Genomic DNA, 12,391 nt, shown 5'->3' on the forward strand with positions numbered 1-12,391 from the left:
CCCAGCGAGCCTTCATGCTTTCGATCCTGTCTTCTCGTCAGCGCAATGCCCTGTGCATGGCCTGGCGCTTTATTGCGCCGTACCGTGGTCGCGTGTTCGGGGCCTTGCTGGCGCTGATGTTTACTGCCGCGATCACCCTGTCCATGGGCCAGGGCATCAAACTGTTGGTCGATCAGGGCCTGGCGACCCAGTCGCCGGCGGCGCTGCAGCAGTCCATCGGGCTGTTCTTCGTGCTGGTGCTGGCGCTGGCCATCGGCACCTTTACCCGTTTCTACCTGGTGTCGTGGATTGGCGAGCGCTTTGTCGCCGATATCCGCAAGCGCGTGTTCAACCACCTGATCGAACTGCATCCGGGCTTTTATGAGAGCAACCGCAGCTCGGAGATTCAGTCGCGTCTGACCGCTGATACCACGTTGTTGCAGTCGGTGATTGGCTCGTCGCTGTCGATGGCGCTGCGTAACGTGATCATGCTGGTGGGCGGCAGCGTGCTGCTGGTGGTCACTAACGCCAAGCTCAGCGGGATCGTGCTGATGGCGCTGCCGCTGGTGGTCGCTCCGATTCTGATTTTCGGCCGCCGCGTGCGTGCGCTGTCACGGCAGAGCCAGGATCGGGTTGCGGATGTCGGCAGCTATGTTGGCGAGGTGCTGGGGCAGATCAAGACCGTGCAGGCCTATAACCACCAGAATGAGGACAAGCGCCGTTTCGGTCTGTCCGCCGAGGCAGCCTTCGACACTGCGCGCCAGCGCATTGCCCAGCGTGCCTGGCTGATCACTGTGGTGATCGTGTTGGTGCTCGGTGCGGTGGGGGTGATGCTTTGGGTTGGCGGCATGGACGTAATTGCCGGGCGGATTTCCGGCGGTGAGTTGGCTGCCTTTGTGTTTTACAGCCTGATCGTCGGCTCGGCCTTTGGCACCCTGAGTGAGGTGATCGGTGAACTGCAACGCGCCGCCGGCGCTGCGGAGCGCATCGCCGAGCTGTTGCAGGCGCGTAATGAAATCACCTCGCCGGCTACGGATGCTTTGCATCTGACCCAGCCGGTGCAGGGCCGTATCGAGCTGCAAGGGTTGCGCTTCGCCTACCCATCGCGCCCCGGCAGTTTTGCCGTGGACGGCATCGATCTAAAGGTTGCAGCGGGGGAAACCCTGGCGCTGGTCGGGTCGTCCGGTGCGGGTAAATCGACGCTGTTCGATTTGCTGCTGCGCTTTTTCGACCCGCAGCAGGGCAGTATCCTGATTGACGGCGTGCCAATCCAGCAGCTCGACCCTCGTGAGCTGCGCAGCAGCTTTGCTCTGGTGTCGCAGAACCCGGCGCTGTTCTTCGGCTCGGTGGAAGACAATATTCGCTACGGTAAAACCACTGCGACGCTGGCCGAGGTCGAAGCGGCGGCTAAGGCCGCGCATGCTCACGAATTCATCATGAAGCTGCCGGATGGCTACCAGACTCATCTGGGCGACGCTGGTCTCGGCCTGTCCGGCGGTCAGCGCCAGCGTCTGGCGATTGCTCGGGCATTGCTGGTGAACGCGCCGATTTTGCTGCTCGATGAAGCGACCAGCGCGCTGGATGCCGAGAGCGAACATCTGATTCAGCAAGCCTTGCCGCCGCTGATGCAGGGGCGCACCACCCTGGTGATCGCCCACCGCCTGGCCACGGTAAAAAGCGCTGACCGCATCGCCGTTATCGAACACGGCAAGCTGGCGGCTATCGGTACTCATAGCGAGCTGGTCAGCAGCAGCCCGCTGTATGCGCGCCTGGCTGAACTGCAGTTCAGCAACGAGGCCGAAACCGCAGTTTAGAGCGGCTTGGCTTTCGGCTTGATGGTCGCCGCCGCACCGGCCGAGGCGAGGATGATTGCGCTGATCGCTAGCCATTGGCTGAGGGTCAGGCGCTCACTAAGGAACAGCAGACCGGAGAGGGCGGCAATCGCGGGCTCCATGCTCATCAGGACACTGAAAGTGCGCGCGGGCAGGCGGGTCAGGGCGACCATTTCCAGGCTGTAGGGCAGGGCCGAGGACAGCACGGCCACGGCCAGCGCGATGGGCAGCAAGTCCATTGAAAACAGGCCACTACCGGCTTGCCACAGACCAATCGGAAACACCAGCAGGGCCGCGACTATGGTGCCCAGGGCCACGGTCTGCTTGCCGTGCTCGGCCCCGGCTTTTTGCCCGAAAACGATATACAGCGCCCAGCACAGCCCGGCCGCCAGGGCCAGGGCCATGCCGACCGGGTCCAGCGGCACATCGCTTTGTCCGGTCGGTAACAGCAGCCAAAGGCCGAAAACCGCCAGGGCAATCCAGACGAAATCCACCAGGCGGCGCGACGATAACAGCGCCAGGCCCAGCGGGCCGGTAAATTCCAGGGCCACGGCGATGCCCAGCGGAATGGTTTTCAGCGAGAGGTAGAACAGCAGGTTCATGCCGCCCAGTGACAGCCCGTATGCCAGTAACGATCGACTGGACTTCAGCGTCAGCCTAGCCTGCCACGGGCGCATCAAGATGCACAGAATCAGCGCGCCCAGGCTCAGGCGTAGGGCCGTGGTTCCGCTGGCGCCAATTTCCGGAAACAAGCCTTTGGCCAGGGACGCACCGCTCTGGATTGAGGTCATGGCGATCAGCAGCAAAATGATCGGCAGGATCACCAGTGAGAATTGCGTTGAGCGCGGCATGGGCTGTTCCTTGTGGATTTTCTATCCATTAATGAAAAAGCCGGCCACTGGGGCCGGCTTTTAAGCATCACGGCAAAGGCTTAGCGGTATTCACACAGGTAGGCAGTATCGGCTGCCACCTTGAGCTGAAATTTGCTGTCGGCCGGTACGGTGAATTTGCTGCCGCTGGTAAAGGTTTCCCAGTTTTCGCTGCCTGGCAGTTTCACGGTCAGGGCGCCGGCGACCACGTGCATGATTTCCAGCTGGCTGGTGCCGAATTCATACTCGCCTGCAGCCATCACGCCAATGGTGGCCGGGCCTTCAGCCATGCCGAAGGCGATGGATTTGACGGTGCCGTCGAAGTATTCATTGACCTTGAACATCTGCAGTTCCTCGAAAGGGTATTAAAAAGGCTGGCTGCCTTGAGCGGCAGACCATAAAAAGGGTGGCCAGTATGCCCAAGCGGTTTTTCTTCGTCATCTGCTTTGCACCGGCAATACCAGAGGTAGCAGCCGAGCGGTATTACGTGCGTCGGTCAGGGCGCGATGCTGCTGGCCCTGGAACTGCAAACCCGCCAGATTAAGTGCCATCTTCAAGCCAATCGGACTGGGCAGCTGGCGTGCTTCGGCGAAGCGTTTTTTCAGATTGATATGCGGGATCTGGCTCAGGTAGCTCTTCAGGCCATGTGTGCGCCATTCCTGTTCGAACTGGCGGCGGTCGTAGTCGCCCCAGCTGGCCCAGCCTGCTAGCTGCCCTTGATGGGCCAGCAGCCAGCGTTCGAATTGCACCCACACTGTACTCAGCGGCGCGGCGGCATCGACATCGGCCTGGCTGATTTGGGTGAGCTGGCGGCAGAAGTGAGTCAGGTACGGGCGCCGCGTGGGTCGCACAACGCGCTGGAAATACTCGACTTCATGGCCGTCGGCGTTGACCAGGCTGGCGCCAATTTCGATGATTTCCATATCTGTGACTGGCCAACCGCCTTCTTCGGTGGTGGCCTCCAGGTCGATTACCAGCCAATGCTGCATAAGCCCTCCTTAGCGTGCCCGCGAGTATGAAAGCAGGATTGGCATTGGGTAAAGCCTGCTAAGTGAGCCTATCCATACAGTTTTGCCCTATGGCTGTACTGGCGCTGGCCTTATGTGGCGGGCATGCTTGCAGCCGGGTTCGTATCTGCCGTGTAGCGCGGATATGCGGTTAAGCGAAAACGCGCGCTGTGATAGCGCTCGAAAGGTAGAGGTGGATATGGCAAAGCTGGCGTTTATCGGGCTAGGCGTGATGGGTTACCCGATGGCCGGGCATCTGGCGCGCGCCGGGCATCAGGTGTGTGTGTACAACCGCACCGCAGCCAAGGCTGCGCAGTGGGCCGCCGAATACGCCGGCAGCCACGCGCCAACCCCGCGTGAAGCGGCCGCAGGGGCTGAGTTTGTGATGGTCTGCGTGGGCAATGATGATGATTTGCGCGGCGTGGTACTGGGCGAGCAGGGCGCCTTCGCCGGCATGCAGGCCGGGGCGGTGCTGGTCGATCACACCACCGCCTCGGCGCAGGTAGCGCGCGAACTGGCCGAGCAGGCTGCCGCGCGCCAGCTGGGCTTTCTCGATGCACCGGTATCTGGCGGTCAGGCGGGCGCGCAAAACGGCGCGTTGACCATTATGGTCGGCGGTGAAGCGGCAACCTACGCCAAGGCTGAGCCGATCATTCAGGCTTATGCACGTATGGCTCGGTTGATGGGCGAAGCCGGCAGCGGTCAACTGACCAAGATGGTCAACCAGATCTGTATCGCCGGGCTGGTGCAGGGCTTGTCCGAGGCGCTGCATTTCGCTGAGTGCGCTGGGCTCGACGCGCATGGCGCGATGGAGGTGATCAGCAAGGGCGCGGCGCAGTCCTGGCAGCTGGAAAACCGCCACAAAACCATGCTGGCCGGCGAGTTCGAGCACGGTTTCGCCGTGGACTGGATGCGCAAGGATTTGTCGATCCTGCTGACCGAAGCCCGCAGCAATGGCGCGCAGCTGCCGGTTACCGCGCTGGTCGATCAGTTCTATGCCGATGTGCAGGGCATGGGCGGCGGCCGTTGGGATACTTCAAGTCTGTTTGCCCGCCTGCACAAGCCATGACTGGCAGCTGAGAACTGCCGTCTATACTGCGTTAACCCAGCCAGTATTTGGCGTTGTTCTCACCCTTCGTACATGCGGGTACTGTTCATGGATGATCAATTTGCATTCAGTGACGATGATTTACCCAGCATCCCCTCTCAGCCTGTATGGCGTGTGTTGGCCGTTGATGATGACGCCGATTTTCAGCGCGCCACGGCTTTTGCCCTGAGTGACCTGGAGCTGCTGGGGAGGCGCATTGAGCTGATCCAGGCCTTCAACTGCCGCGAAGCTTCGATGTTGCTGGCCAAGCACCACGACATTGCCCTGGTATTGCTTGATGTGGTGATGGAAACCGAGGATGCCGGCCTGCGCCTGATCAAGGCGTTACGCGAGGTGATCGGTAATCGCGAAACCCGCGTGGTGATGCTGACCGGTGAGCCAGGTCTGGCGCCGGCCCATGAAGTGATGCGCGATTACGACATCAATGACTATTGGACCAAGAGCGAGCTCAGCGCCGAGCGCTTGCTCACGGTGCTCACCGCTGCGGTGCGTGGATATTCCCAGCTTAAGGCGGTGGCCAACGCTCGGCGTGGCTTGCAGATGATTGTTGAGTCGAGCAATGCCCTGTTCTGCTCGAAGAACACTCGTGAGCTGTCGGCGAAAATTCTCTCGGAAATCTCCTCGCTACTCAATGTGCAGACCGAGGGGATTGTTTGCGTTCGGGCCGAAGAGAGGGATGCTAATGCGCCGCCGAATGCGCGAATTGTCAGTGCCAGCGGGCGCTTCCTCAAGAGCATTGATAGCAACCTCGATGCCCTCGATTATCCCCTGGTGGTCGCAGCCTTGCGTCGTAGTCTGCAGGAGCAGAAAACCTTGCGCCTGAGCGATTGCACGGTGTTGTTCTTCCCGCGCTTTCAGGCTGGTGCCGACTACGCCTGTTATATCTCCAGTGCACGTGCGCTGAACGACACCGAGCTGGAGTTGCTTAAGGTGTTCAGTGCCAGCATCAGTCGTGGGCTATATAACGTTGCGCTATTCAGCCGTCTTGAAGAAATGGCCTACCAGGACGATCTGCTGAAGATCCCCAACCGTAATGCGCTTATCCGCATGCTGGATATGACGCTGACTTCCGAGGCCAAGGATCAGCGTGTGCTGGTATTGATCGATATTGACAACTTCTCCGGTGCCAACACCGCCTTTGGTACCGGTTATGGTGATTTCATCCTCGGCCTGGTGGCGAAGAAACTCTGCGATGCCTTCTCCCATGATGTGCTGATTGCACGGGTGCGTGATGACCTGTTTGCCATCCTCGGCCCACAGGCGCAGGTCAATGCGGCGGAAGTGGTGGCATTGTTTCGCCGACATAAGCGCCCCTATGAGATGGGCCAGGTGCATAGCCTGAGTAGCGTGACCATGAACCTGGCTGATTTTACCGGTAGCGCCAGCGTGGCCTTGCAGGATGCTTTGCTGACCCTGAAGCAGGCAAAGCGCCTGGGTCATGATCAGCACGGGGTGTATGACCCGCGATTGCAGAGCGCACATGCCGAGTCTTACCGTCTGTTGCTGGCTTTGCGCGATGCGGTAGAAGCGGGGCAGATCAGCGTCGAGTTGCAGCCGCAGATTGACCTGAAAACCCGCCGTGTTATCGGTGTTGAGGCCCTGGCGCGCTGGCGCAAGGCAGACGGAAAAATGGTCCCGCCACTGAGTTTTATCCCTCTGGCCGAGGCCACCGGTTACATCTTGCCGCTGGGTGATCTGCTGATGCGTTTGGCCCTGCAAGCGGCAAAACAGCTGGCCGATGCGGGTTACCCGCATATCCGCGTGGCAGTCAACGTCTCTGCGCCGCAGCTGCTGCAGCATGATTTTATCGAGCGATTCAATTCGCACATACAGGCTGCGGGAGTAGCGCCTGAGCAGATCGAAGTGGAAATTACCGAGTCGGTAGCCATGCGCACCTTCGATACCGTTTGTGAAAAGCTGCGTGCGCTGCGCGCCATGGGTGTTGAGGTGGCCATTGATGATTTTGGCACCGGCTTCTCATCGCTCAGCTACCTGCGTTTGCTGCCGGCCGACCGTTTGAAAATCGACCGCAGCTTTGTTCTGGAAATCGGTGAGGTCAGCGACCAGCAGATGATTGCTGAAGCCGTTATCCAGATTGCTGCTCGGGTCGGCATGCAAGTCATTGCTGAAGGTGTTGAGACTCAGCAACAGGCCGACTGGATTCTTAACCATGGTTGCCGGCAGGCGCAGGGTTATCTGTTTGCCAAGCCGATGGCTTGTGCAGACTTACTGACCTGGCTGGATGGTTGGCCGGGGCGCCAGGGGTGATGCGCGAGCACTGGCGAAAACGCTTGTTCAGCGCGCCGGTTAGACGCAACTTGTTGTTGCTGTTTCTACCCTGGGCGTTCCTGATTCTGTTGCTGACGCTGCTGCTTCACGAGCGGTTGCTGGATGCCAAGCTGGCACCGTTGCTGCGTGACCAGCAGAGCAGCTTGAATGAGGGTGGCGGGGTGCTCAATCGGCACCTGGCAACCCTGCGCGGCAATCTTCAGTTTCTCATCCGCCAACCATTGTTTGCCGATGTCCTGGCCTATCCCAGTGCTGACAATAGAGATGCACTGGGCCAGCTGTTTATCGAGTTTGCGCGCAGCACTGAGTTGTACGACCAGATTCGTTGGTTGGATGAAACGGGTGTAGAGCAGGTGCGGGTCGACTGGCTGGAGGATTCGCCAGTGCTGCGTGACTACGCACAACTGCAGAACAAGGCGAACAATTACTATTTTGTTGAAGCTATGAGCCTGGGAAAAGGGTCATTCTATCTTTCGCGATTCGACCTCAATAAAGAGTATGGAGTGGTCGAGCAGCCTCTCAAGCCAACCTTGCGCAGTGCTGCGCCGGTATTCGATGGTGCGGGCAAGCGACGCGGCATTCTGGTGTTGAATTACCGTGGGCATGCGCTGCTGCAGCGCCTTAGCCAGGTTTCCGTCAGCTATGGTGGCAACCTGACCCTGGTCGATCATGAGGGATACTGGATGTTGGCGGTCGACCCGCAAGATGCCTGGGGTTTTATGCTGGGTAAGGCCGAGGCGACATTGGCCAGCCGTCACCCGGCCAGTTGGCAGCGTATGAAGGCGCAGAACAGTGGCGTGTTTAGTGATCATTCAGGTTATTGGGCGTTCAACCATTTCGACCCCTATCAGCGCGCAGATAAGAGCCTGGCTACGAGTGAGCAATGGTTATTGGTCTCGCATCTACCCAGTGAGCAGGTGCAGGGCTTGCGCGCCGAGGTGCTCTGGCAGGTTCTGCTGTTTACTTGTGTGATGCTGCCGCTGGGTTTTCTCGTGGCGCTGCGTCTGGGGTTGAGTGAGTTTGAGCGCGATCAGGTGCGCCAGGCACTGGAGGACAGCAGTCAGGCGTTGCAGCAGAGCAATGGCGAATTGCGCGAGACGGTAGAGCAACTGCAGCGAACCCGCGGTGCGTTGCTGCAGGCGGAGAAGCTCTCGTCGCTCGGTACGCTGGTTGCCGGCGTGGCACACGAGCTGAATACGCCCATCGGCGCAGCCAGCGTAGCGGCCTCTACGCTGGAGAAAGCAACTCAGGGGGTGCAGCAGAGTCTGAACGACGGGCTACAGCGATCAGTGCTTGAGCGCTTTTTGCAGCGCAACGGCGAAGGTATGACGATCATCCTCAACAATCTGATGCGTATGGCGCAACTGACGCGTGCCTTCAAGCAGTTGGCTAGTGATCGAGCCAGTACCGAACGGCGCCTTTTCGATCTGGTCGAGCTGGTGCACGAGGTCATGCTGCTGTTTACCCCTAAGCTTAGGCAGTCAGCGCATCAGGTGATTCTTGAGATGCCTGAGCGCCTGCAGTTGGATAGCTACCCTGGGCCGCTTGGGCAAATTCTGCAGAATCTGATCGACAATGCCTTGATTCACGCCTTCGAACCAACGGTGCATGGCATCGTTACCGTACGTATTGATCATGATGCACTGCGCCACGAGTGTGTGATCGAGGTGCAGGATAATGGCTGCGGTATGAGCGAAGACGTTTTGGCGAAGATCTTCGACCCCTTCTTTACCACCCGGCGTGGTCGTGGTGGTACCGGGCTGGGGCTGCATCTCACCCATCAACTGGCGGTGGACATTCTGGGGGCGGAGTTACAGGTGTGCAGTGCACTGGAGCAGGGCACACGGTTTCGCATGCGCCTACCGCTCGCCTGAATCTGCACTGCCAGGCTGCCAAGCCGTTTGTGCCCGCGTAGAATCGTCGACTTATGTTCGCGTGCTAATGCCTTTGAGGTTTCCTGTCATGAATTGCCGTGCCGGTTGCGGCGCCTGTTGCATCGCCCCCTCGATTAGTTCTCCCATCCCAGGTATGCCGGACGGTAAGCCTGCGGGTGTGCGCTGTGTGCAGCTGGATGCCAACAACTACTGCCTGCTCTTTGGCCAGCCTGAGCGGCCAGCGGTATGTTCGGCGTTTCATGCCGCCGAGTATGTGTGCGGCAGCAATACGGCGGAGGCCCTGCAGTTGATTGGCTGGTTGGAGCAAAGCACGGCGGTTGCAGTCTGATACTGTGGCGCAGGATTATCGGCTGCCGGAGGCATGATGGTGCGGTTTACAGGGTTGCTCTTGGGGGTTGCCGCGTTGCTGGCGGCGAGCGGGGCGCAGGCGGCGCAATGGCGCCTGGTCAAGGATGAAGCGGGGATTCAGGTCTATTTGCAGCAGATCCCGGGCTCAAGTTTTCAAGCGTTTCGTGGCATCACCCGTATACGGACCGATATGTCGCGGTTATTGGCCTTACAGGATGATGTCAGTGCAGCGTGCGCCTGGATTCATGCCTGTAGCGAGCAGAGGCTGCTCAAGCATGAGGGCGATCAGAGTTGGGTCTACAGCCGCTTTCATACGCCCTGGCCAGTACAGCCGCGGGACTCGATCCTGCGGGTGACAACCACACTCGACCCCGAAGGTCGGGTAACTCGAGCCCTGCACGGGGTTGCCGATTATTTGCCGCTGCAGCAAGGCTTTGTGCGGGTGAGCAAAGTGGAGGGTTTCTGGAGCCTTACGCCGCGCGATGGCGAAATCGAGGTGATCTACCAGGTGCATTCCGAACCGGGCGGCAGTGTGCCGGCCTGGTTGGCCAATAGCTTTGTTGTGGATGCGCCATTCAATACCTTGCAGGGTCTGCGTCAGTTGGCTGAACAGCCATAAAGCTGGCTTATTCAACGCAATAAAAAAGGCTGCCCGAGGGCAGCCTTTTTTGTCCGGCGAGAACTGAGTTACTTCTTCAGATCGCGCTGCGGATAGCCTGTGTACAGCTGGCGCGGACGGCCAATCTTGTACGGGCTGGAGAGCATTTCCTTCCAGTGCGAGATCCAGCCGACGGTCCGCGCCAGAGCGAAGATCACGGTGAACATGCTGGTCGGAATACCGATAGCCTTGAGGATGATGCCCGAGTAGAAGTCTACGTTCGGGTACAGGTTGCGCTCTTTAAAGTACGGGTCGGTCAGGGCGATTTCTTCCAAACGCATGGCCAGGGCCAATTGCGGATCGTTGGTTATGCCCAGCTCTTTCAGTACTTCGTCGCAGGTCTGCTTCATCACGGTGGCGCGCGGGTCGCGGTTTTTGTAAACGCGATGACCGAAGCCCATCAGCTTGAACGGATCGTTCTTGTCCTTGGCCTTAGCGATAAAGGTGTCGATGTTCGAAACATCGCCAATCTCGTCAAGCATGGCCAGAACGGCCTCGTTGGCGCCGCCGTGCGCCGGGCCCCACAGGGCAGCGATACCGGCAGCGATACAGGCAAATGGGTTAGCACCCGAAGAGCCGGCCAGGCGGACGGTGGAGGTAGAGGCGTTCTGCTCATGGTCGGCGTGCAGGATAAAGATCTTATCCATGGCCTTGGCCAGTACCGGGCTGATCGGTTTGATCTCGCACGGGGTGTTGAACATCATGTGCAGGAAGTTTTCCGCGTAGTTCAGGTCGTTACGCGGATACATCATCGGCTGACCCATGGAGTACTTATAGGTCATGGCGGCGATGGTTGGCATCTTGGCGATCAGGCGCATGGCCGAAACTTCGCGGTGATGCGGGTTATTGATGTCCAGCGAGTCGTGGTAGAAGGCCGAGAGGGCACCCACTACGCCACACATGATGGCCATCGGGTGAGCGTCGCGGCGGAAGCCGTTGAAGAAGGTCTTCAGTTGCTCGTGAACCATGGTGTGGTTCTTGATGGTGCTGACGAACTTGGCTTTCTCTTCTGCGTTCGGCAGTTCGCCGTTCAGCAGCAGGTAGCAGGTTTCCAGGTAATCGGATTGCTCTGCCAGCTGTTCGATGGGGTAGCCGCGGTGCAGCAGGATGCCCTGGTCGCCGTCGATATAGGTGATCTTCGACTCGCACGAGGCGGTGGACATAAAGCCAGGATCAAAGGTGAAACGGCCCGTGGCGGTTAAGCCCCGCACGTCAATTACATCGGGACCAACGGTGCCGGTTAAAATGGGCAGCTCGACGGGGGCTGCGCCCTCGATGATCAACTGCGCTTTTTTGTCAGCCATGTTTGGCCTCCTAGTTATGCTTGAAATCATCTGACTGCCCCCCACGCAGGGCCCGCACCACTATAGTGAGATAAATCCGAATGTCAATTTGCGAAAACCCAGGCGGCAGAAGGGTTTGCGGCTGGTTTTCGGGCTTTTAAAGCGGCTCTTTACGCCATTTATTAGAGGTGTGCAATGCGCTTTTAGGTAGGGGCCTTTGCGTTGTCATTAGTAACCTAACTGTCTATACTCTGCGCCCAGCTGCCAAGGGCTTTAGCCTGTCTTTTGGCGGTTGTCACTCCTTGGGTGATGGGTACCTGACCAGTGCACTTCCCGACAACTTTGCCCTGATAGTTAGGGGCTCTCAGTGTGATAAAAAAGCCGTGAATAGCCAAAGACCTGTAAACCTAGACCTTAGGACTATCAAACTCCCAATCACTGCTTACACGTCCATTCTTCACCGTATCTCCGGTGTCATCCTCTTTGTCGGTATCGCCATTCTGCTGTATGGCCTCGACAAGTCGCTGTCGTCCGCAGAGGGCTTTGCCCAGGTGCAGGAATGCTTGACCAGCCCGCTGGCCAAGTTTGTGATTTGGGGTCTGTTGTCCGCTCTGCTGTACCACCTGGTGGCCGGTGTACGCCACTTGATCATGGACATGGGCATCGGTGAGACGCTGGAAGGCGGCAAGCTGGGTTCGAAAATCGTTCTCGTCGTGTCGACGATCGTGATCGTGCTGCTGGGGGTGTGGATATGGTAACCAACGTTACGAACTTCTCGCGTTCGGGTCTTTATGACTGGATGGCGCAGCGTGTATCTGCTGTCGTCCTCGCGGCTTATACGCTGTTTTTGCTTGGCTACGTGGTATGCAACCCAGGTCTGGGTTACGCCGAATGGCAGGCGCTGTTCTCCAATAACGCAATGCGTATCTTCAGTCTGTTGACCCTGGTGGCGCTCAGCGTTCACGCCTGGGTGGGCATGTGGACAATTTCCACCGACTACCTGACGCCGATGGCGCTGGGTAAGTGGGCGACTGCCGTGCGTTTTCTGTTCCAGGCTGCGTGTGGCGTTGCCATGTTCGCGTTCTTCGCCTGGGGCGTGCAGATTTTTTGGGGTAACTGATCC

Annotated in this window: 12 protein-coding genes; 8 read left to right on the plus strand and 4 right to left on the minus strand. The window is 58.9% G+C overall.

Features of this window, described 5'->3' with window-relative positions:
• Window positions 1-14: 14 nt before the first annotated feature.
• Complete coding sequence (locus AACY25_RS20300) at window positions 15-1,793, plus strand: ABC transporter transmembrane domain-containing protein (RefSeq protein ID WP_339527108.1); 1,779 nt, start codon at window positions 15-17, stop codon at window positions 1,791-1,793.
• Here AACY25_RS20300 and rhtA read toward each other — a convergent pair.
• From rhtA to AACY25_RS20315, 3 genes are all read right to left on the minus strand, one after another.
• Complete coding sequence (gene rhtA / locus AACY25_RS20305; RefSeq protein WP_339527110.1) at window positions 1,790-2,662, minus strand: threonine/homoserine exporter RhtA; 873 nt, start codon at window positions 2,660-2,662, stop codon at window positions 1,790-1,792. The two genes, AACY25_RS20300 and rhtA, sit on opposite strands and share 4 nt — an antisense overlap.
• 80 nt (window positions 2,663-2,742) lie before the next feature.
• Window positions 2,743-3,024: a pyrimidine/purine nucleoside phosphorylase gene (ppnP, locus tag AACY25_RS20310; protein ID WP_339527112.1), complete on the minus strand. Its 282-nt coding sequence runs from the start codon at window positions 3,022-3,024 to the stop codon at window positions 2,743-2,745.
• Between the two features lie 93 nt (window positions 3,025-3,117).
• Window positions 3,118-3,669 carry an exonuclease domain-containing protein gene (locus tag AACY25_RS20315; protein WP_339527114.1) on the minus strand — a complete coding sequence of 184 codons (552 nt, stop codon included), beginning with the start codon at window positions 3,667-3,669 and terminating at the stop codon, window positions 3,118-3,120.
• A 163-nt stretch (window positions 3,670-3,832) separates the two neighbouring features.
• Between AACY25_RS20315 and AACY25_RS20320 the strand changes: the two genes are divergently transcribed.
• The 5 genes from AACY25_RS20320 to AACY25_RS20340 all read left to right on the plus strand — a co-directional run bounded on the left by AACY25_RS20320 (window position 3,833) and on the right by AACY25_RS20340 (window position 9,946).
• Window positions 3,833-4,756 (plus strand): NAD(P)-dependent oxidoreductase, encoded by a 924-nt coding sequence (locus AACY25_RS20320; RefSeq protein WP_339527115.1) that lies wholly within the window; start codon window positions 3,833-3,835, stop codon window positions 4,754-4,756.
• A gap of 87 nt (window positions 4,757-4,843) precedes the next feature.
• The gene (locus AACY25_RS20325; RefSeq protein WP_339527116.1) at window positions 4,844-7,063 is read left to right on the plus strand and encodes a putative bifunctional diguanylate cyclase/phosphodiesterase; all 2,220 of its coding nucleotides are present in this window, start codon (window positions 4,844-4,846) and stop codon (window positions 7,061-7,063) included.
• On the plus strand, window positions 7,063-8,958 hold the full coding sequence (locus AACY25_RS20330; protein ID WP_339527117.1) for a sensor histidine kinase: 1,896 nt from the start codon (window positions 7,063-7,065) through the stop codon (window positions 8,956-8,958). The genes AACY25_RS20325 and AACY25_RS20330 overlap by 1 nt, the downstream gene beginning before the upstream one ends.
• A gap of 88 nt (window positions 8,959-9,046) precedes the next feature.
• The gene (locus tag AACY25_RS20335) at window positions 9,047-9,307 is read left to right on the plus strand and encodes a YkgJ family cysteine cluster protein (RefSeq protein ID WP_339527118.1); all 261 of its coding nucleotides are present in this window, start codon (window positions 9,047-9,049) and stop codon (window positions 9,305-9,307) included.
• Window positions 9,308-9,343: 36 nt separating this feature from the next.
• Window positions 9,344-9,946, plus strand: a complete 603-nt coding sequence (locus AACY25_RS20340) for an START domain-containing protein (protein WP_339527119.1) — start codon at window positions 9,344-9,346, stop codon at window positions 9,944-9,946.
• 68 nt (window positions 9,947-10,014) lie between these two features.
• On the opposite strand, the gene gltA is transcribed toward AACY25_RS20340, so the two are convergent.
• Window positions 10,015-11,289, minus strand: a complete 1,275-nt coding sequence (gene gltA / locus AACY25_RS20345) for a citrate synthase (RefSeq protein ID WP_339527121.1) — start codon at window positions 11,287-11,289, stop codon at window positions 10,015-10,017.
• Window positions 11,290-11,651: 362 nt separating this feature from the next.
• Between gltA and sdhC the strand changes: the two genes are divergently transcribed.
• Both sdhC and sdhD read left to right on the plus strand, forming a co-directional pair.
• The gene (gene sdhC, locus AACY25_RS20350) at window positions 11,652-12,026 is read left to right on the plus strand and encodes a succinate dehydrogenase, cytochrome b556 subunit (protein ID WP_304867789.1); all 375 of its coding nucleotides are present in this window, start codon (window positions 11,652-11,654) and stop codon (window positions 12,024-12,026) included.
• Entirely contained in the window at window positions 12,020-12,388 is a 369-nt protein-coding gene (gene sdhD, locus AACY25_RS20355) for a succinate dehydrogenase, hydrophobic membrane anchor protein (RefSeq protein ID WP_339527126.1), read from the plus strand. The genes sdhC and sdhD overlap by 7 nt, the downstream gene beginning before the upstream one ends.
• Window positions 12,389-12,391: the final 3 nt, after the last annotated feature.

The organism is Pseudomonas sp. EA_35y_Pfl2_R111, assembly GCF_963970955.1.
Classification (GTDB): domain Bacteria; phylum Pseudomonadota; class Gammaproteobacteria; order Pseudomonadales; family Pseudomonadaceae; genus Aquipseudomonas.

Bases quoted from the DNA above. Each gene is read 5' to 3' on its own strand.
- AACY25_RS20300 (WP_339527108.1), top strand. From the start codon at position 15: ATGCTTTCGATCCTGTCTTCTCGTCAGCGCAATGCCCTGTGCATGGCC.
- rhtA (WP_339527110.1), bottom strand. From the start codon at position 2,662: ATGCCGCGCTCAACGCAATTCTCACTGGTGATCCTGCCGATCATTTTG.
- ppnP (WP_339527112.1), bottom strand. From the start codon at position 3,024: ATGTTCAAGGTCAATGAATACTTCGACGGCACCGTCAAATCCATCGCC.
- AACY25_RS20315 (WP_339527114.1), bottom strand. From the start codon at position 3,669: ATGCAGCATTGGCTGGTAATCGACCTGGAGGCCACCACCGAAGAAGGC.
- AACY25_RS20320 (WP_339527115.1), top strand. From the start codon at position 3,833: ATGCGGTTAAGCGAAAACGCGCGCTGTGATAGCGCTCGAAAGGTAGAG.
- AACY25_RS20325 (WP_339527116.1), top strand. From the start codon at position 4,844: ATGGATGATCAATTTGCATTCAGTGACGATGATTTACCCAGCATCCCC.
- AACY25_RS20330 (WP_339527117.1), top strand. From the start codon at position 7,063: ATGCGCGAGCACTGGCGAAAACGCTTGTTCAGCGCGCCGGTTAGACGC.
- AACY25_RS20335 (WP_339527118.1), top strand. From the start codon at position 9,047: ATGAATTGCCGTGCCGGTTGCGGCGCCTGTTGCATCGCCCCCTCGATT.
- AACY25_RS20340 (WP_339527119.1), top strand. From the start codon at position 9,344: ATGGTGCGGTTTACAGGGTTGCTCTTGGGGGTTGCCGCGTTGCTGGCG.
- gltA (WP_339527121.1), bottom strand. From the start codon at position 11,289: ATGGCTGACAAAAAAGCGCAGTTGATCATCGAGGGCGCAGCCCCCGTC.
- sdhD (WP_339527126.1), top strand. From the start codon at position 12,020: ATGGTAACCAACGTTACGAACTTCTCGCGTTCGGGTCTTTATGACTGG.